Origin of the sequence: Pseudomonas izuensis, assembly GCF_009861505.1 — a bacterium.
In the GTDB taxonomy this organism is placed as follows: Bacteria; Pseudomonadota; Gammaproteobacteria; order Pseudomonadales; family Pseudomonadaceae; genus Aquipseudomonas; species Aquipseudomonas izuensis.
On the sequence record NZ_WTFT01000040.1, the window covers coordinates 53806 to 70709 of the forward strand.

Annotated in this window: 17 protein-coding genes and 1 pseudogene; 8 read left to right on the forward strand and 10 right to left on the reverse strand. The window is 60.0% G+C overall.

Features of this window, described 5'->3' with window-relative positions:
- Positions 1-79: 79 nt before the first annotated feature.
- Positions 80-406: a hypothetical protein gene (locus GPL81_RS26315; RefSeq protein ID WP_160109096.1), complete on the forward strand. Its 327-nt coding sequence runs from the start codon at positions 80-82 to the stop codon at positions 404-406.
- Between the two features lie 83 nt (positions 407-489).
- Positions 490-1239 carry a YkgJ family cysteine cluster protein gene (locus GPL81_RS26320; RefSeq protein WP_160109097.1) on the forward strand — a complete coding sequence of 250 codons (750 nt, stop codon included), beginning with the start codon at positions 490-492 and terminating at the stop codon, positions 1237-1239.
- A gap of 131 nt (positions 1240-1370) precedes the next feature.
- Here the strand turns inward: GPL81_RS26320 and GPL81_RS26325 are convergent, their stop codons facing one another.
- On the reverse strand, positions 1371-1628 hold the full coding sequence (locus GPL81_RS26325) for a hypothetical protein (RefSeq protein ID WP_121105028.1): 258 nt from the start codon (positions 1626-1628) through the stop codon (positions 1371-1373).
- Positions 1629-1794: 166 nt separating this feature from the next.
- Between GPL81_RS26325 and GPL81_RS26330 the strand changes: the two genes are divergently transcribed.
- Together GPL81_RS26330 and GPL81_RS26335 are read left to right on the forward strand one after the other, a co-directional pair.
- Positions 1795-2769: a 2-hydroxyacid dehydrogenase gene (locus GPL81_RS26330; RefSeq protein ID WP_160109098.1), complete on the forward strand. Its 975-nt coding sequence runs from the start codon at positions 1795-1797 to the stop codon at positions 2767-2769.
- Positions 2770-2931: 162 nt separating this feature from the next.
- The gene (locus GPL81_RS26335) at positions 2932-3441 is read left to right on the forward strand and encodes a DUF2165 family protein (protein WP_160109099.1); all 510 of its coding nucleotides are present in this window, start codon (positions 2932-2934) and stop codon (positions 3439-3441) included.
- Between the two features lie 12 nt (positions 3442-3453).
- Here the strand turns inward: GPL81_RS26335 and GPL81_RS26340 are convergent, their stop codons facing one another.
- Positions 3454-4356, reverse strand: coding sequence for a DMT family transporter (locus tag GPL81_RS26340; RefSeq protein ID WP_160109100.1), 903 nt, complete (start codon positions 4354-4356; stop codon positions 3454-3456).
- A 137-nt stretch (positions 4357-4493) separates the two neighbouring features.
- Between GPL81_RS26340 and GPL81_RS26345 the strand changes: the two genes are divergently transcribed.
- Positions 4494-5369 carry an AraC family transcriptional regulator gene (locus tag GPL81_RS26345; protein ID WP_160109101.1) on the forward strand — a complete coding sequence of 292 codons (876 nt, stop codon included), beginning with the start codon at positions 4494-4496 and terminating at the stop codon, positions 5367-5369.
- Here GPL81_RS26345 and GPL81_RS26350 read toward each other — a convergent pair.
- The 6 genes from GPL81_RS26350 to GPL81_RS26375 form a co-directional block, all read right to left on the reverse strand.
- Positions 5366-6412 carry a YncE family protein gene (locus tag GPL81_RS26350; protein ID WP_160109102.1) on the reverse strand — a complete coding sequence of 349 codons (1047 nt, stop codon included), beginning with the start codon at positions 6410-6412 and terminating at the stop codon, positions 5366-5368. The two genes, GPL81_RS26345 and GPL81_RS26350, sit on opposite strands and share 4 nt — an antisense overlap.
- The gene (locus tag GPL81_RS26355; RefSeq protein WP_160109103.1) at positions 6412-8841 is read right to left on the reverse strand and encodes a TonB-dependent siderophore receptor; all 2430 of its coding nucleotides are present in this window, start codon (positions 8839-8841) and stop codon (positions 6412-6414) included. The genes GPL81_RS26350 and GPL81_RS26355 overlap by 1 nt, the downstream gene beginning before the upstream one ends.
- A 214-nt stretch (positions 8842-9055) precedes the next feature.
- A complete protein-coding gene (locus GPL81_RS26360) occupies positions 9056-10045 on the reverse strand; it encodes a FecR family protein (protein WP_160109104.1) in 990 nt (329 codons plus the stop codon).
- The gene (locus GPL81_RS26365) at positions 10042-10614 is read right to left on the reverse strand and encodes an RNA polymerase sigma factor (RefSeq protein WP_160109105.1); all 573 of its coding nucleotides are present in this window, start codon (positions 10612-10614) and stop codon (positions 10042-10044) included. Before GPL81_RS26365 ends, GPL81_RS26360 begins: the two co-directional genes overlap by 4 nt.
- A gap of 258 nt (positions 10615-10872) precedes the next feature.
- Positions 10873-11283, reverse strand: a complete 411-nt coding sequence (locus tag GPL81_RS26370; RefSeq protein WP_096513390.1) for an HPF/RaiA family ribosome-associated protein — start codon at positions 11281-11283, stop codon at positions 10873-10875.
- A 214-nt stretch (positions 11284-11497) separates the two neighbouring features.
- A complete protein-coding gene (locus GPL81_RS26375) occupies positions 11498-12445 on the reverse strand; it encodes a LysR substrate-binding domain-containing protein (protein ID WP_160109106.1) in 948 nt (315 codons plus the stop codon).
- Positions 12446-12580: 135 nt separating this feature from the next.
- On the opposite strand from GPL81_RS26375, the gene GPL81_RS26380 reads away from it, so the two are divergent.
- Complete coding sequence (locus GPL81_RS26380) at positions 12581-13957, forward strand: L-serine ammonia-lyase (protein ID WP_160109107.1); 1377 nt, start codon at positions 12581-12583, stop codon at positions 13955-13957.
- A 325-nt stretch (positions 13958-14282) separates the two neighbouring features.
- A complete protein-coding gene (locus tag GPL81_RS26385; RefSeq protein WP_160109108.1) occupies positions 14283-14600 on the forward strand; it encodes a DUF3509 domain-containing protein in 318 nt (105 codons plus the stop codon).
- Here GPL81_RS26385 and GPL81_RS26390 read toward each other — a convergent pair.
- Positions 14597-15097 (reverse strand): phosphate-starvation-inducible protein PsiE, encoded by a 501-nt coding sequence (locus GPL81_RS26390; protein WP_096513394.1) that lies wholly within the window; start codon positions 15095-15097, stop codon positions 14597-14599. The genes GPL81_RS26385 and GPL81_RS26390 overlap by 4 nt on opposite strands.
- A 326-nt stretch (positions 15098-15423) precedes the next feature.
- Here GPL81_RS26390 and GPL81_RS26395 point away from each other — a divergent pair.
- Positions 15424-15663 (forward strand): annotated as a pseudogene (locus GPL81_RS26395) (YebG family protein); the annotation flags it as partial.
- A gap of 191 nt (positions 15664-15854) precedes the next feature.
- Here GPL81_RS26395 and GPL81_RS26400 read toward each other — a convergent pair.
- Entirely contained in the window at positions 15855-16874 is a 1020-nt protein-coding gene (locus tag GPL81_RS26400; RefSeq protein WP_096513396.1) for a Glu/Leu/Phe/Val dehydrogenase family protein, read from the reverse strand.
- Between the last annotated feature and the right edge of the window lie 30 nt (positions 16875-16904).

Genomic DNA, 16904 nt, shown 5'->3' on the forward strand with positions numbered 1-16904 from the left:
CCCGCGAAGAGGCCCGTTCAAGCGCCATCAATCCATCAGGCATACTCCAGCCTTGGACATCACCCAAGGATCCCGAACCATGAAAGCCGCAACCCTGACCTTCCTCTGCCTCATCGCCCTCGCCACCCAGGCCCATGCCTCCAGCCCGGACGCCTGGGCCGCCTACGACAAAGCCGTCCTCGCCAGTTGCACCAAGGCCAGTGGCCTGAAGAACGCCAAACCTGTCGGCAACGCCGCGCAGTTCGATGACCGCGTCGGCTACACCGCCCTCCTGCTGCAAGGCCAGTACCCGCAAAAACACATGAAAGGCGCACAAGGCACCGAGCTGTGCCTCTACAACAAACAGAGCAAAACCGCGTACGTCACCGAATGGGACTCCATCCGTGCGGCCGCCAAGGCGCAGTGAGTGGCGCATAACTTGCTTCGGCTGGGGTCTTTGCGGTGGCATTCTGTCGCCGTTTCATGCTCCCGGATGCGACTGACCGCTCAATGAATACGACGTTTTCCTGCGTAGGCTGTGGCAAATGCTGCAATGACCACCATGTCCCCCTGACCCTGCCCGAAGCCCGCATGTGGGCAGCCGACGGCGGTCAAGTGATCGTGCTGGTGGAAGCCTTCCTGAGTAATGGCCTGGGCCTGCCGGTGCAGCAACGCGAACATGCCGAACGTCGTTCGGCCATGGTCCGCAGCGCCGATGCCGAGGCGTATGTCGCCATCACCTTTGCCGCTTACAACTTGGGTGCCTGCCGGAATCTTGACGAAAACAACCTGTGCCGCATCTACGAGCGCCGGCCGCTGGTGTGCCGCATCTACCCGATGGAAATCAATCCGCACATCCCCCTGAACACCGCTGTGAAGGAATGTCCGCCCCAGTCGTGGGAAAAAGGGCCGGAGCTGATAGTCGGTGGTGAATTGGTTGACAGAGACCTGTCGGAATTGATCCAGCGTTCCCGTCAGGCGGATCGCGATGACATTCAGATGAAGGACGCGATGTGCGCGCTGCTGGGGATTCGAACGACAGCGCTGAAGGGTGACGGGTTTACCGCTTATCTACCGGACATGAACGAATTCGCCAGGATCTTCGATGAACTGAACGGCCAGACATTGCCGCAGTGGAGCAGCGAGTGGCTGTTTCATGTATCGGGTGAGGACATCGCTGGGCAGGTTGTGGCGGCTGGTGCGCAGGTAGTGACGGATGCGCCTGCGAACTATGGGTTTATTTCGTTGCGGGCGGCTTGATCCGAAGGATTTGGTGCCTGTGATGGCCTCATCGCGAGCAAGCTTTGCTCCCACAGAGCATCTTCATAATTCATTGTGGGAGCAAAGCTTGCTCGCGATGACGGCGGTACCATCACCGCATAATCTTGGGCTTAACGCTTGCCCATCGACCGCCGAGTCCCCGGCGGCGCCATGCCTGGCGTCTTGGTGTGACCGTTCTTGGCGCCGTTCTTGTACCACGGTTGGTTGGAGCCTTTGGCGCCTGCCAGTTCACCCGGTTTGAACGGGAACTTGAATGCCGGGATCGCGGCTTTGGTTTCGCCGTCGGCGCTGGAGTCGACGCTGTCTGGCAGCTCTGCCTGCTCGTCGCTCAAGGTGTCGGCGACCGGCGGTTGTTTCGGGGAAGTCATGAAAGCTCCGGGTGATGCGTAATGTGTCGGGCCCGGTCAGCGAGCCGCGAAAGGCGGCAGTATAACTGGATGAAGCGCCGCAAGCTGCTGTTAAGCGACTCGCACAAATCCCGGTAAGAATGTTAGCGTGCTCAGCATTCTCCTCTGCACCGACGAGCCTGCATCCATGAAAAAAACCGTCCTCGCCTTCAGCCGCGTCACGCCTGAAATGGTCGAACGCCTGCAACAAGACTTCGACGTCATCGTGCCGAATCCGAAAAACGGCGACATCAATGCCCAGTTCAACGAAGCCCTGCCCCACGCCCACGGCTTGATTGGCGTCGGTCGCAAACTCGGTCGTGCGCAACTGGAGAACGCGGCCAAACTGGAAGTGGTGTCCAGCGTTTCGGTGGGCTATGACAACTATGACGTGGCGTACCTGAGCGAACGCGGGATCATGCTGACCAACACCCCCGACGTGCTCACCGAAAGCACCGCCGACCTGGCTTTCGCCCTGTTGATGAGCAGTGCCCGCCGCGTCGCCGAACTCGATGCCTGGACCAAGGCCGGGCAATGGCAAGCCACCGTCGGCGCACCGTTGTTCGGTTGTGATGTCCATGGCAAGACCCTGGGCATCGTCGGCATGGGCAACATCGGTGCAGCCATTGCCCGCCGTGGCCGCCTGGGCTTCAACATGCCGGTCATCTACAGCGGCAACAGTCGCAAGACCGAGCTGGAACAGGAGCTCGGTGCGCAGTTCCGTACCCTGGATGAACTGCTGGCCGAAGCCGACTTCGTGTGCCTGGTGGTGCCGCTCAGCGAGAAAACCAGACACCTGATCAGCCATCGCGAACTGGCGTTGATGAAGCCAGGTGCCATCCTGGTCAACATCTCGCGCGGCCCGGTGGTGGATGAGCCGGCACTGATCGAAGCGCTGCAAAACAACCGGATTCGCGGTGCCGGGCTGGATGTGTACGAAAAAGAGCCACTGGCCGAATCGCCGCTGTTCCAGCTGAAAAACGCCGTGACCTTGCCGCACATCGGCTCGGCCACCCATGAAACACGCGAAGCGATGGCCAACCGTGCCCTGAGCAACTTGCGCAGCGCCTTGCTGGGCGAGCGTCCGCAGGATCTGGTTAATCCGCAGGTCTGGAAAGGTTGATTGAACCGCGGCACGCCTTGCTCGGCGTGCCGCTTGTAAACACACTTTATTGAAGTGCAAGTAACGACATAACTCGCAACTCAGTGCCCGGCCACTTTACAAAAAAACGCCGATAAACTCCGACGACAAAAAAGCACTGATGTGCACTCGGAGCGTATTGGCATGAACAACTTCACCACCGCTGGCGTTATCAGGCGGAGCAAAATACTGGTCGTCCTGATGGCGGCTCTTTTCGGCCTCATGACGCTCACCAACAACTTCACCGACTATGCGGCGTACTCCGACTACATCGGACGAATCATCAGCATGAGCGATACCGTCGGTAATGATTCCCGACGTTACCGGGCCGTCACTTCCATGATTTTCCATCACCGCTTTTATTGGGCAATCATCACCCTTGAGATCATATTCACCTTCAGCTTCCTGGTAGGCACTTATCAGCTGTGTCGAAAACTCTCTGCACCGCGCAGTGAATTTCACGAAGCGAAGAAGTTCGCCATCATTGGTTTCAGTACAGCAATTTTCGTTTACCAGACCTTGTACGTCACCATACTCAACGAATGGTTCGACATGGAGTACTCCGCCCAGCGCAATGCCTTTGAATGGGCAAGAAGCAACATTGAATACATGTTCCTCGGGCTGATATTTCTGCTGGTGGCCAAGGATAATTAAACAGCGTGTTTCTCACGCCAACTTGCCCGCCACCGGATTCACACTCGCCCTGGGTTTGCGGAACACCAGCACATTGCCCAACATCACCATCACCAGCCCCACCAGCGCCGGAGCGGTCCACTGGTAGCCTTCGACAAACGCCGAGACATTCAGCGCCACCACCGGGAACAGCACGGTGCAATAGGCGGCACGCTCCGGCCCCATGCGACCGACCAGCGTCAGGTACGCGGTGAAGCCGATCACCGAACCCGGAATGACCAAATACAACAACGAACCGATGTAGCGCGCACTCCATTCCACGTCGAACGGAATCCCCTTGACCAGGCACCACACCGATAGCATCGCCGCGCCGTAAGCCATCCCCCAGGCGTTGGTCGTCAGCGGCTTGAGCCCGGCTTTCTGCTGCAGGCTCGAGAGCATGTTGCCCGCCGAGAAACACAAGGTGCCGCACAGGGCCAGGCCCAGGCCGAGCAAGGTTTGCGGGCTGGCGGTGTGGCCGACCAGCTCCGGCCAGAACAACAGGCCCAGGCCGAGCAAGCCCAACGCGCCGCCCATCAGCACATTGCGGGCGATTTTCTGGCCGAAGAACACCCGTGCATTCAGGGCATTCCACAATGTAGCGGTGGAAAACACCACAGCGACCAGGCCGCTGGGAATCCACTGGCTGGCGGTCAGGAAACACATGAAGTTGACGCAAAACAGGCACAGTCCCTGCGCCAGGCAGATCAGATGCCCGCGCCGGTTCATCACTTGCAGACGCCGGCTGAGCAGCAGCATCGCGAACAGCACCAACGCTGCGAGGCCGAAGCGATAGACAATCGACACGGGGATCGCCACCACGCCCAGTTGCCATTTCAGGGCAATCCAGGTGGTGCCCCAGATCAGCACGGTCAGCAGGTACAAAGAAAGGTTCATGGCAAAGGCTCCTCGATAGGTGCCCAGTGTCCTGCGCCGGGCCTTGGCGCACTTGCATAAACTTGCGCTTTTATCGCGCGACAGGCTGGCAGGCGAAGGCCTACGGAGTAGGATGCAGGCATTAGAGAGCACCGAACATGTCCGCCCTGGAAACCCTACAAGTCTTTCAAGCCCTCAACCGCTCGCCCAATGCTCGCCTGGAGCACAGCGCCGAGCTCGGTGACGGCCTGTCTGCGGCCTTGTGGAGCAACCATCACGATGCCCAGGACTACGAAGCGCCGAGCCACCACACGCTGTCGTGCTACATCGCCGGCGGCACCGGCACCTTCCGCCGCGACCAGCCCGGCACCAAGGGTGGCCCGGACAAACTGTGCATCCTGCCCGCCGATCATCAGTCCGGCTGGGTCATCAACGGCGACATTCGCCTGGCTCACCTGTATTTCAGCCCCGAACAATTTGCCCTTGGCTGCGTCACGCTGCTCGATCGCGAACCGCGCGAATTGCAACTGCGCGAGCAAACCTTTCTGGAGGACCCACAGCAGGCGTCGCGTTTTCGACAGTTGATCGCCCTCAACTGGGACGAACCGGGTGAACGCCTGCTCACCAGCAGCCTGGCCCACGAAATGCTCAGCCATGCGCTGCTCAGCCAGGTCAGCACCCGTCCGGACTTGCGCCTCAAGGGTGGCCTGGCGGCGCATCAACGGCGGTTGTTGGTGGAATACATCGACGGCCACCTGGCCGACGCCATCAGCCTGGGGCAATTGGCGGCGCTGTGCGCGTTGTCGGAATACCACTTTGCGCGGATGTTCCGCGAAAGCTTCGGCTTGCCGCCGCATCAATATGTATTGGCACGCCGCCTGAGCCGGGCGCGGGATTTGCTGCGCACAACATCGCAACCATTGGGGGAGATTGCGCTGGCTTGCGGGTTCGCCAGTGCCAGTCACTTTACCAACCGGTTCCGGCAGACGTTGGGGGGAACGCCCGGCGAATATCGCCAGGCGTTTTTGCGTTAAGGCGCCAGCGTGGTAATGCTGAACGTATTGGCGTGGAACACCGGATCGAGCCTGGCCTCTCCCTTGGCCGCGACCGGCTGCGTGAAATCCATCGCCGGTAGATAGACTTTTTTACTTCGCCCATCAAAGGCCATGTTGTACGCCATCGGCAACGTGCTGATGCTCGCCTGGACCTGGTAATGATCGGCGTCCAGCTGCTTGATGACGGTCAGGCTGGCATCAACGCCACTGGGAATCAGCAAACGCCGGTTGTCGACGTCGTATGCCAGGGCGTTCACGTCCCGGGTGATCGGCAGGCTGGCTTTCACCTCACCGGTTTCCCGATCGGCCACCACCAGGCTCGGCGCGTCACCACGACACGCCACGAACAACCGGCTCCGTTCGACATCCTGGGCCAACGCACTCGGGCGAGTGCAGCCGTCGAATTGCCAGGTGTCGAGGATCTCGAACCCGGTCGCGGAGAATCGCGCGACCTTGCCTTCATCACGCATCGGCAGGAAGAAACTGCCGTCGCCCTTGACCAGCAACGGATCAATCTTCTTCACGTCCAGTTCATGGCGGGCGCTCACGCGTTCCTGCTTCGGATCAAACACAAACAACGTCGACCGATCCGCGCGCCGGCCGCTGACGATGATGACTTGCCCGGTGCCCGGCTCATACACCGCGCTGTTGAGATTGCTCTGCGCCACCGGAATGCGCTTGAGCAGCTTGAGCGTGGACAACGCCAGAACACCCAGGCTGCCATCGGTGTTGAGCACAAACGCCCGGTCCAGTGCCGGCACGAACACCACGCCATTGGCGCCCGCAGAGTTGTCGACGGTTTTGATCAGATGCTGTGTGCTGACATCGAACACGCTCAGGCCGTTTTCCCGACGGGCCAGAAACAGAAAGGGCCGTGTCGCATCCAGCGCCACGAACCCCCAACTGTCACCCGAGCCGGGCAGCGTCACTTGCTGCTCGCGGTGATACACCCGTGCGTCCGGCGCGGGTGCAGCGTTGGCCAAGGCGCTGGCCAATAGCAAAAACAGGCTCAAGGCTTTCATCAGAACTCCAGGGTGCTGGACAGTGTCACCTGCCGCGAATCACCCATCGACACAAAGAAACGGCTCACCGCTGAGGTGTAGTACGTTTGATCGAACAGGTTTTTCACGTTGAGCTGAAACTTGACCTTCTGCCCCTCGACCTTGGTGTCGTAGGTCGCAAACGCATCGGCCACGGTGTAGGCCGGCAGGTCGAAATCATTGACCGCATTGCCCTCCCGCTCACCGACATAACGCGCCCCCGCACCGACCCGCAGTTGATCGCCACCGACGACGTTACCGAAGTCATAAACCGCCGACAGCGAGCCACTGTTCCTGGCGACGTTCTGCAATTTCTTGCCTTCGTAAAGCGGGTCCTCGGTGACCTCGGCATCGGTATAGGCGTAGCTGCCGATCATGCTCCAGCGATCGGTGAGCTGGCCGCTCAAATCCACTTCAAGACCACGGGAACGTACTTCGCCGGCCGCGCTGTAAACCGTCGTCGGGCCTTCGGCGTTGGCCACCAGTACGTTGCGCTTCTTGATGTCGAACAAGGCGATGTTGCCCGTCACACGGCCCGGCAGATCCAGCTTGGCGCCAATTTCCCAGGACTTGGCTTCTTCCGGCGCGATGCTGCCGTCCAGCACGGTGGTGCTGCCGCTCAACGGCGCAATGGTCGAGTTGGGTTTGAACGATTCGGTGTAGCTGCCATAGAACGACAACGCGTCGGTGAAGCGATACACCAGGCCCGCGCGCGGCACCCATTTCTGCCCGTTGCTGTCGGTGTTGGCGTGGAATGGCACGCCTTTGCCGGCGTACTGGTCGTACGCCTGGAAACGCCCGCCCGCCACCAGAATCCACTGGTCGGTGAGGTGGATGGAGTCTTGCAGGAAGATCGAGTCGCTGCGCAGTTCATCGGTCTGCGCGCTGTCGGCTGCACTGACGGTAGTGCCTGGCACTTCACGGCCATACACCGGATTGATGTAGCTGAAGTTGGTCAGGCTTTTCTGGCGAATCAGGTCTTCACGGAAGATCTTGCGGTACTCGTCATCGACGCCTATCAACAGGTCATGCTGCATCCCCAGCACATTCACGTTGCCTTCGAGACTGGCGGTGGTGAAGCGGTCGGTGCTGATGGCGTCCTGGGTACCGTCCATGCTGCGGGTCAGCGTGCCTTTGTTGGTGTCGATGGCCGTCACGCGTACCTGGCTGGCGTCGTAGGTTTCGCGGTTCCAGCTGTAGCCGAAGTGGACTTTCCAGTTGTCGTTGAGCTCGTGGTCGGCCTCGAAGTGATAGAGGTCGGAGCGCCCTTCCATGTTGTTGAACGGTTCATCCAGGCGTTCTTCGCGCGAGATGCTCAGAGGATGATTGTCACGCGGGTCGATCAGCGTGCCACGGTCAAACGGGGTCAGGAATTCACGGTGCTCATAGGCGAATAGCAACTTTGTGCTTTCGCCGAACCAGGCCAGGGAGGGCGCCACCAGGCTCTCGCGATGAACACCGAAATTGCGCCAGTAATCTTCGTCTTCATGGTCCAGCACCATGCGATAGGCCAGGCCGGAATCCCCTAGCCCGCCGGTGCTGTCGAAGGTGCCACCGCTGCCGTTCTTGCCTTCGCCATAGGTCGAGCCACGCAGGGTCATGGCGTTGTACTGCTCAAGCTCCGGCTTCTTGCTGACCATGTTCACCACACCGCCCGGGTCTTGAATCCCGTAGAGCAACGAGGCGGGCCCCTTGAGCACCTCGACCCGATCCACCGTGGCGTTCATGCCACGGCCCTGAACGATCGGCATGCCGTCGCGCATGATCGAACCATTGCGGTTATCACCGAAACCGCGAGTCATGACCGAGTCCTGGGTGCTGCCCAGGGTATTGCCCTGGGTGATGCCGCTGACGTTGGCCAGGGCATCATCCAGATTGCGCGGCGCCTGATCGCGAATGACCTGGGCCGCGACCACGTTGATGGTTTGCGGAATTTCCTGAATGGGGGTCGAGGAGCGCATGACCGAACTGACGGGCGGTGGCTGGTAACTGGTCGACTGCTCCATCACCGACGTGATGTTGGTCGCGCCCAGGTTCAAGGCACCTTCGGTAGGTTGCGGCTCAAGTGCCATGGTGTGGCCATCGGTACGACGGAAGGTGAGGCCCGTACCGCTGAGCAAACGCTGCAGTGCCTGTTCGGCGCTCATCTGGCCATTCACCGCCGGCGCGTTGAGGCCGTAGGGCGCTTCATCGGTGTAGACGACGCTGATGCCGGTCACCCGGCTGAAATCGCTCAAGGCCTGGGGCAGGGGTTTGGCGGCCATCGAGAAACTGAACTGCTCACGCTGCTGGCTACCGCCAGCCTCAGCGGCCATCGCCACGTTCGGCGGCAGCAATGCCAACGCCGAAAAGCTCAAGGCAGAAACACCCAACCATTGTTTGACCGAACCCGATTTTGCCCTGGACTTCATGACTCGTGACCTGTGTAGAACCGCAACGGATGCGAATGACTCGCAGTTTCAGTCACTACACGGATGGCGTTCGGTTTTACCTCAGCAGAAAGTGAAAATATTTTTTATTCAGAAAGATGTGGTGCCTGATCTGGCCTCTTCGCTGGCAAGCCAGCTCCTACAGAAGATCGGGGCGACTGTAGGAGCTGGCTTGCCAGCGAAGAGGCGCGTCGGATCAACGCAAAATAATCAGATGCCCCAACACCGGATGCTGCTCAAACCCCAACACCCCCTGCAACGAACTCAACACCGCCTGCGGGTTCTTGCTCGGGAAACTGCCACTGACCCGTCGCTTGGCCAGTTCATCGTTGAGCAGCACGATCCTTCCCGGGTAATACCGGCCGAGGTCCTGCACCACGTCAGCCAACGTCGCCTTGTAGTAGTTGAGCCAACCCTGGCGCCACGCCAGTTGCGCTTCACTGTCCACCGCGAGCAAGGGTTGCGCCGTGCCTTCGCCATAGGCCACTTGCTGGCCGGCGGTGATGATTTGCTGCGCGGCGTTTTTATCCGCCGTCACGGCGACGCGACCGGACAATACCGTGACCTGCGCGCCGTGGGGCTGCAGGCGCACTTCGAACTGCGTGCCCAGCACTCGCGCCTGGCCCTTTTCGGCGTCGACCACAAACGGCTCGCCCGTGTGGGTCACGCTGAAGAAACCGGCACCGCGACGCACCTGCACATGCCGTTCACCGCGACTGAAATCCACGGCGATGGCACTGTCGGCATCGAGGGTGACTTGTGACTGATCGGCCAGGGTGACGGTGCGGATTTCCCCCGGCGCCGAGACATAATCGGCGCCCAGGTCATCAAGCCAGCGCGACGGCTGCCAACCAGTGCCGAGGCAGATCATCAGCACAAGGCATGCGGCCATCGCCAGCGCCCCGGACCAGCGCATGACGCTGTGGCGGCGCGAGTGATTCATTGCATTGAGGTAACGCTGCAAGGCCAAGGCGTCTTCATCGGCCAGGGTGCGTGCCGGCACTTCGCTCAACTCCCACAGCACTTGCGCGCGGGCATAGGCCTCGGCATGGGCCGGGTCAGCCTGCAACCATTGGCTGAAGGTGGCTTGGTCGCCACTGCTCGGCTGGTCATGCAACAGGCTCAGCCAGGCCAACGCGGCCTGCTCTTGAACGGGCGTCGGAGTGACGGTTTGAAAGTTGTTCACGGTGCTTTCCCTGGCGTACGCGGTTCCGGTTCCCGAAGGCTGGCCTTGCATGCTTCGAGTGCGCGCATCATATGTTTTTCCACGGCGCTTTGGGACAGGCCCATGGCCTTGGCGATTTCGGCGTACTTGCGGCCATGGATGCGGTTGAGCAAAAAAATCTGCCGCGTGCGTTCGGGCAAGGCGCGCAACGCGGCTTCGACATGCCGTAAATCGTTGCCCGCCTCCAGCGCAGCTTGCGGCTCACTGCCGATACCGTCGGATGGTTCCACCATCAAGCCTTCGCTGGCCCGGGCGCGCGTGCCTTCACTGCGTAAATGATCGATGGCGATGTTGCCGGCGCAACGTAACAGGTAGGTGCTGAGTTCCTCGACCTGCACCAGCGGCCGCCGCCAGAAACGCAGGAACAAGTCCTGCACCAGGTCCGCGGCCGTCGCCCGGCAACCGACGCGGCGATTGACCAGCGCTTCCATTTGCGACCGTTGCGACAGGAATACCTGGAGAAAATGCGCACGATCGCCGCGCGGTTCGTCGTGCGCAAGATCGTGGGGTTCGGGGGGACTCGTGATCATCGGTTCAGTACTGCGCAAAGGGCAATCGGGCTAGTCAGCGAGGCGCAATACTAATGATAAATATTCTCATGCGCAAAAGATCATTAATGCGAACCTGTAGGAGCCGGCTTGCTGGCGATGGCGGTGCATCAATCAACACTGATGAAACCTGACACACCGCCTTCGCCAGCAAGCCGGCTCCTACAGGCATCGGTGAGCGCAGAAAACAAAACGGGCCTGCAATGCAGGCCCGTTTTCATTGGGAAGGTGAATCAGGCTTCAGGCGTTTTGCGCAGCCTGCTCGTTTTCAAGAAACTCTTCTTCCAGCAGCACATCCGCGTGAGCTCTGCGCTCGAACGGCACCACGGCGGCGCGTGGTTTTCCGCGCAATTTGCCGAACAGGTGTTCAAGGGCATGCTCGAGCTTCTCGGCGGCCCCGTCGATCGCCAGTTCCAGGTTGGCGGCTTTATGGGTGACAGAAATCGGTTGGTGGCCTTTTGGCCTCGCTTCCAGCTGGCAGCGTAAATCGTGGGGACCGGGCTTGTCGCCGTTCTCGTCCCGCAGGTGAACTTCGACTCGGGTCAAGTCCTCCTCATAACGTTCGAGCGTGCTCTCAATGGTGGTTCGTACCCACTCCTCCAGTCGTTTACTGCTTTGAATATGGTTATCGCTATTGACTTGGATTTGCATAGTTCATCCCTTATTTCAGCTAGCTCGCGAGAGGCCGGTCAGCTAAGCCCTTGGGCGTCGTCACCGTGACCTCTTGGTTACACAATCGGTCTGTACGCTGAACAATTCAACCCCTGAAAAAAGATAATTTTGTAATCGCAAAAAAAGCCGGACAACCGGTAAAAGCGCTGTTAAGGTCGGGAGTTGATTCGCCCCGCTCCCCTGTCACAAATTCTCACATTTGCCGCTCCCCAAGCGGGTGCAGGCCGCGAAAAATCCCCGCCTCTTCCACCAGCCAGTCATGCACCGCACGCACGCCCGGATGACTCAGCGCACCCGGCGCATAGAGCACCATGTAGCGCTTGTGATTGGGCACCGCAAGGCCAAACGGCACGATCAGCGCCCCGCGCTCCAGCTCGTCGTTCAACAGTGTTCGCCGGGCAATCGCCACGCCCATTCCGGCGATGGCCGCTTCGATGGTCAGGTGATTACGATTGAACGTGTGCCCACGCCGCACATCCGCGCCTTCAAAACCAATGGCGTTGAGATAGAACTCCCATTCCGCATATTCGTAGCTGCCGCGCCAGGCGGTGATGTCGTGCAGCAGCGGGAAATGCATCAGGTCGGCGGGGCCATGCAGCGGAGGACGACCGCGCAACAAGCCCGGTGCACACACCGGAAAAATCTGTTCATCGAGCAAGGCTGTGGATAACAGTCCGGGGTAGCTGCCGTCGTTCAGGTCGATGGCCAGATCGAAGTCGCCCTCATGCAACGGCACACTGCTGTCCTCCGCCACCAGGCGCAACTGGATGTCCGGAAAGCGCTGCTGTAATCGCGGCAGGCGTGGGGTCAACCATTTGCTCAGGAACGACGGAATCGAACGCACCCGCAGCGTCCCGCTGATCATGCCCGCGTCCAGTCGGCGCAATTCCGCGTCGATGCTGCCGTAGGCTTCGTTGACGGTGATGGCCAGTCGCTGGCCTTCGGCACTCAACTCCACGCCCCGGGCACGCCGATGAAACAGGCGAAAACCCAGGCGTTCCTCGAGTTGACGGATCTGCTGGCTGACCGCCCCCGGTGTGATGTGCAACTCTTCGGCGCAGCGGGTGAACGACAAGTGCCGGGCGGCACAGGAAAACACCTGCAGCCACACATAGGTCTGGGCGTGTAATTGACGGCTCATCGTTTAGTCCTGCTAAAGGCTGTCTTAGGAAGTTTCGTTGGTCACGTAGGACCGAGGTTGGCAGTATCGTTGATAGTGCGCTTGTCCTACAAAAATGGCAGCGATTCATCCTCCATTGCGGGAATAGGCTTTAGCATGGCTATCAGTGTTTTCGATCTTTTCAAAGTCGGCATCGGCCCGTCCAGCTCTCATACCGTTGGCCCGATGCGCGCTGCGGCGACCTTCGCCCAGGCGCTGGTCGATCAGGGTTTGGTGTCTGACGTGCGGCGCGTAGAAATCCGACTCTATGGCTCCCTGTCGGCAACCGGCGTCGGTCACGCCACCGACCGCGCCTGTGTCATGGGCTTGATGGGCGAGTGGCCAGACCGTATCGATCCCGGCACCATCGACAGCCGAATTCACACCCTGCGCGAAACCGCCGAGCTGTCCCTGGCCGGCCAGGTGACAATCGCCTTCGACTGGACGCGTGATCTGCTGTTGCTCGACGAGAGTTTGCCCTACCACCCCAACGCCATGTCCCTGACAGCCTTCGGCGAAACCGGCGAGCTGTTCGAGCAAACCTACTACTCGATTGGTGGCGGTTTCATCATCGAAGCGGCCGAAGCGGAGTCCGGGATTCCCCCGGCGAGCGACGTGGTGTTGCCGTACGACTTCTCCAGCGCCGTCGAATTGCTTCAGCTGTGCAACCGGCACGGCTTGCGGGTTTCCGAATTGATGATGGCCAACGAACGGGCCTGGCGCAGTGACGAAGAAATCCGTCAGGGCCTGTTGCATATCTGGTCGGTGATGCGCGAGTGCGTCGAGCAGGGTTTGCACCACGAAGGCATTCTGCCCGGTGGTCTGAATGTGCCGCGTCGCGCGGCGAAATTGCACCGCAGCCTGTTGGAAATCGGCAAGCCGAACGTCATCACCTCGACCCTGTCGGCCATGGAGTGGGTCAACCTGTTCGCCCTCGCCGTGAACGAAGAAAACGCCGCCGGCGGTCGCATGGTCACCGCACCGACCAACGGCGCGGCGGGGATCATTCCGGCCGTGCTGCACTACTACATGAAATTCAATCCGGACGCGTCGGACGATGACGTGGTGGCGTTCTTTTTGGGCGCGGCGGCTGTCGGCATTCTCTGTAAGAAAAACGCCTCGATCTCCGGTGCCGAGGTCGGCTGCCAGGGTGAAGTGGGCTCGGCCTGCGCCATGGCTGCCGCCGGCCTGGCAGAGGTGCTGGGCGCCACACCGGAGCAGTTGGAAAACGCCGCGGAAATCGGCCTGGAACACAACCTTGGCCTGACTTGCGACCCGGTGGGCGGGCTAGTGCAAGTACCGTGCATTGAGCGCAATGCGATTGCCGCGGTGAAGGCGATCAATGCCACGCAAATGGCCCTGCGCGGCGATGGTAAACACTTTATTTCCCTGGACCGGGTGATCCGCACCATGCGCGATACCGGCGCCGACATGCACGACAAATACAAGGAAACGTCACGGGGCGGTCTGGCGGTGAGTTGGGTGGAATGCTGACCGGTTTGGAGGCACGTCGGATTTAATTGCCCTGAAACGGGCAGGCAAAAATAATGCGGGTCTGTGGGAGCGAGCCTGCTCGCGATGACGGCTGTACAGTCAACTTCTGCTTGGCTGACAGTCCGCTATCGCGAGCAGGCTCGCTCCTACAGGTTTTGCAGGTCGCGAGCATTGTCCGAAAATCTATCCGGCATGCCCCTTGCTTTATCCCTGATGCAGGCATTGATGGCGATGTGGCCATGGAATGGCCGATGGTCTGGTGTGGCGAACTAATCCCGATCCGAACCGGTCAACAATTGCACGTTCAATCAGGCGGTGACGCATCATGGACAACCCCTTTCAGCTCATTACCGATGCCTTTGCAGCGGACTATCAGATCAACCTGAGCATTCAGGGTCTGGACGGCAGCATCATGCTGACCCTGTCCAACTGTGGCCACGTAGTCGCAAAGCGCATGATCAGCGCCGAACAACGCAATGACCCCGAGCGCCTCAAACGCCTGGTGCAAAGCATTCAGTTCGGCATCGCCATCGAACAGGGCCACAGCGCGGTGGCCATCCTCGAAGCCATGACCGATGGCGGCACGCGCAACCAGCCGCCTCCACCTGCCAAAGGCCGGCACCGACCTGCCTTGGGCCTTTAAATCTCGCCCTTTTCTACTTCCGGATGCTCACTGGAGCCCGCACCGGTCTTGCGGTGCGGGTTTTCAATCTTCACCGACGGAAATTGCGAAGACGCGTAACGCACCACCAGAATCGCAAACGCCAGCAGCAGAATCCCGCCGCACAGGTAAATGATCCCCAGGTCCGGCGGATTATGGTGCGACACGTTGGAAATCAGCAGGCGTGTCAGCGCGGTGATCGCCACGTAGATCAGGAAGCGCACCGGCATGTGGTTGGTCTTGAAATAAATCCCGACCATCGCCCCCAGTTCCAGGTAGATGAACAGCAGCAGGATGTCATCGATCTTGATGTGTCCCTGCTCGATCATCCCGAGAAACTCCATCACCGCCGCCCACGCGGTCACGGCGCCGATGGCGAACAGTGCCAGGTAGTGAAAGGTCTCGACGAACAGGTTGCCCAGCGACTCTGCAAGATGATGCACGGTCTGCCGCAGGTTTTCGGCCCAGTTGATTTTCAAGATGATGCTTCCTCAGGTCGGTTCGACCGGATAATGCGGGTTGGACGTGACGATTGTTCTGTATGCAGAAACAAGGCCACGCCATCATGGCGAGCCGCTATGGATTGCGCCCCGTGGCGTTTGGTCGCACCTCTTCTGGACGTCGAAGATCCTGTGGGAGCTGGCTTGCCAGCGATGGGAGCGACTCGGTACAGGTGAAAAACCCGAAATCCGGTCTACATTAAAAAGCCACTACCCAAACTCCAGCGATTCGCTTATCCTTTTCGCTGTATATAAATACAGTAGTCGAATCAGACAACCAAATGTGAAGGCATGTGAGGTGGTGAATGGCCGTCGAAGTGGTATACCGCAGCAGCCGAGATCTGGAGCGCTTGTTCATGGATAAAGCCGAAGCTGACCGTCATGACAAAATGCTCGAGCTGGCCGAGCTGCTGGCTGAAGTGTTGCAAAAAGCCGTTCCGTCCCTGACCGAACAGCAAGTGGAAGAAGCCGGGATCTACATGGCGAAAAATCGCGATGTCTTTGCCAAGGCATTCAAGAGCCAGCCGGACGCCTTGTCCGAGTTGCTCAGCGCGCCCGTCGAAGTCCCGCAACCGGTTGAAGTGGCGGCGCCTGTTGAAGAGGCGGTCGTTGAATCGATTGCCCCGGCCAAGCCAGCCAAGGCCACAAAAGCAGCAAAATAAGTGACAGCCGAATTGAACAGGCCCTGAGTCGAATGACTCAGGGCCTTTTTAATACTTGATGAAAAAGCGCTGCTTCACCGATACAACACTTTCTCCGCCAACTCATCCGCAACCCTTGCTGGCGAGCGCTTCTCCGCCTGGGCATGGGCGAAGACTTCGGTCAGCCGCGAGCTGATTTTCGACAGATGCGCCGTGATGGTCGCCAACGCTTCACCCCGATGCCTGAGTGAAACATAGATCAGGCCGCCGGCATTGATCACGTAATCCGGCGCATACAATATGCCCCGCCGTTCCAGCAGATCGGCAACGTCCAGATGAGTCAGCTGGTTGTTCGCCGAACCCGCCACCGCCGCGCAGCGCAGTTGCGTCACGCTATGGCTGTTGAGCACGCCCCCCAGGCCACATGGCGCCAGAATGTCGCAAGGCGTGCTGAGCAGTGCATCGTTGGCAATCGGGTGGGCGCCGAGTTGCTCCATGGCCAGTTGCACCTTGCCGTGGTCGATGTCGCTGACCAGCAGTTCGGCACCGGCGGCATGCAGCTGTTCCGCCAGTGCATAACCCACATTGCCCAAACCTTGAATCGCCACGCGCAAACCTTCGAGATTGTCGCTGCCCAACCGCGCCATGGCGGTGGCGCGAATGCCGGTGAACACGCCCATCGCCGCGTGGGGAGCAGGGTCGCCCGCTGACGTGGTGCTGGTGACGTGTTGGGTTTGCTGGGCGATGCAATCCATGTCCGCCACCGAAGTACCGCTGTCGATGGCAGTGATGTAGCGCCCGTCGAGCTGATTGATGCAGCGTCCGAAGGCTTCGAACAGCGCCGCGCGATTGGCCACGTGAACGGGGCGGATGATGACCGCTACGCCACCGCCCTGGGCGAGGCCGGCCAGTGCGGCCTTGTAACTCATGCCCTGGGCAAGGCGCACGGCATCCTCGACCGCGGACTCGTCGCTGGGGTAGGCAAGGTAACGACAACCACCCAGGGCAGGCCCCAGGCGACTGTTATGAATGGCAATGACCGCCTTCAACCCGGTGGCCGGGTCGACGCTCAGATGCAGCGATTCAAGGCGAGTGCTTTGCATGAGAGCGAACATCGTAAGGCTCCCGAATCACTTCTTGTAGTC

What these genes read in the sequence shown, in the direction of transcription:
- GPL81_RS26370 (WP_096513390.1), bottom strand. Translation starts at nt 11,283, where the DNA reads ATGCAAATCCAAGTCAATAGCGATAACCATATTCAAAGCAGTAAACGA.
- GPL81_RS26340 (WP_160109100.1), bottom strand. Translation starts at nt 4,356, where the DNA reads ATGAACCTTTCTTTGTACCTGCTGACCGTGCTGATCTGGGGCACCACC.
- GPL81_RS26345 (WP_160109101.1), top strand. Translation starts at nt 4,494, where the DNA reads ATGTCCGCCCTGGAAACCCTACAAGTCTTTCAAGCCCTCAACCGCTCG.
- GPL81_RS26365 (WP_160109105.1), bottom strand. Translation starts at nt 10,614, where the DNA reads ATGATCACGAGTCCCCCCGAACCCCACGATCTTGCGCACGACGAACCG.
- GPL81_RS26320 (WP_160109097.1), top strand. Translation starts at nt 490, where the DNA reads ATGAATACGACGTTTTCCTGCGTAGGCTGTGGCAAATGCTGCAATGAC.
- GPL81_RS26350 (WP_160109102.1), bottom strand. Translation starts at nt 6,412, where the DNA reads ATGAAAGCCTTGAGCCTGTTTTTGCTATTGGCCAGCGCCTTGGCCAAC.
- GPL81_RS26385 (WP_160109108.1), top strand. Translation starts at nt 14,283, where the DNA reads ATGGACAACCCCTTTCAGCTCATTACCGATGCCTTTGCAGCGGACTAT.
- GPL81_RS26380 (WP_160109107.1), top strand. Translation starts at nt 12,581, where the DNA reads ATGGCTATCAGTGTTTTCGATCTTTTCAAAGTCGGCATCGGCCCGTCC.
- GPL81_RS26330 (WP_160109098.1), top strand. Translation starts at nt 1,795, where the DNA reads ATGAAAAAAACCGTCCTCGCCTTCAGCCGCGTCACGCCTGAAATGGTC.
- GPL81_RS26355 (WP_160109103.1), bottom strand. Translation starts at nt 8,841, where the DNA reads ATGAAGTCCAGGGCAAAATCGGGTTCGGTCAAACAATGGTTGGGTGTT.
- GPL81_RS26375 (WP_160109106.1), bottom strand. Translation starts at nt 12,445, where the DNA reads ATGAGCCGTCAATTACACGCCCAGACCTATGTGTGGCTGCAGGTGTTT.
- GPL81_RS26325 (WP_121105028.1), bottom strand. Translation starts at nt 1,628, where the DNA reads ATGACTTCCCCGAAACAACCGCCGGTCGCCGACACCTTGAGCGACGAG.
- GPL81_RS26315 (WP_160109096.1), top strand. Translation starts at nt 80, where the DNA reads ATGAAAGCCGCAACCCTGACCTTCCTCTGCCTCATCGCCCTCGCCACC.
- GPL81_RS26335 (WP_160109099.1), top strand. Translation starts at nt 2,932, where the DNA reads ATGAACAACTTCACCACCGCTGGCGTTATCAGGCGGAGCAAAATACTG.
- GPL81_RS26400 (WP_096513396.1), bottom strand. Translation starts at nt 16,874, where the DNA reads ATGTTCGCTCTCATGCAAAGCACTCGCCTTGAATCGCTGCATCTGAGC.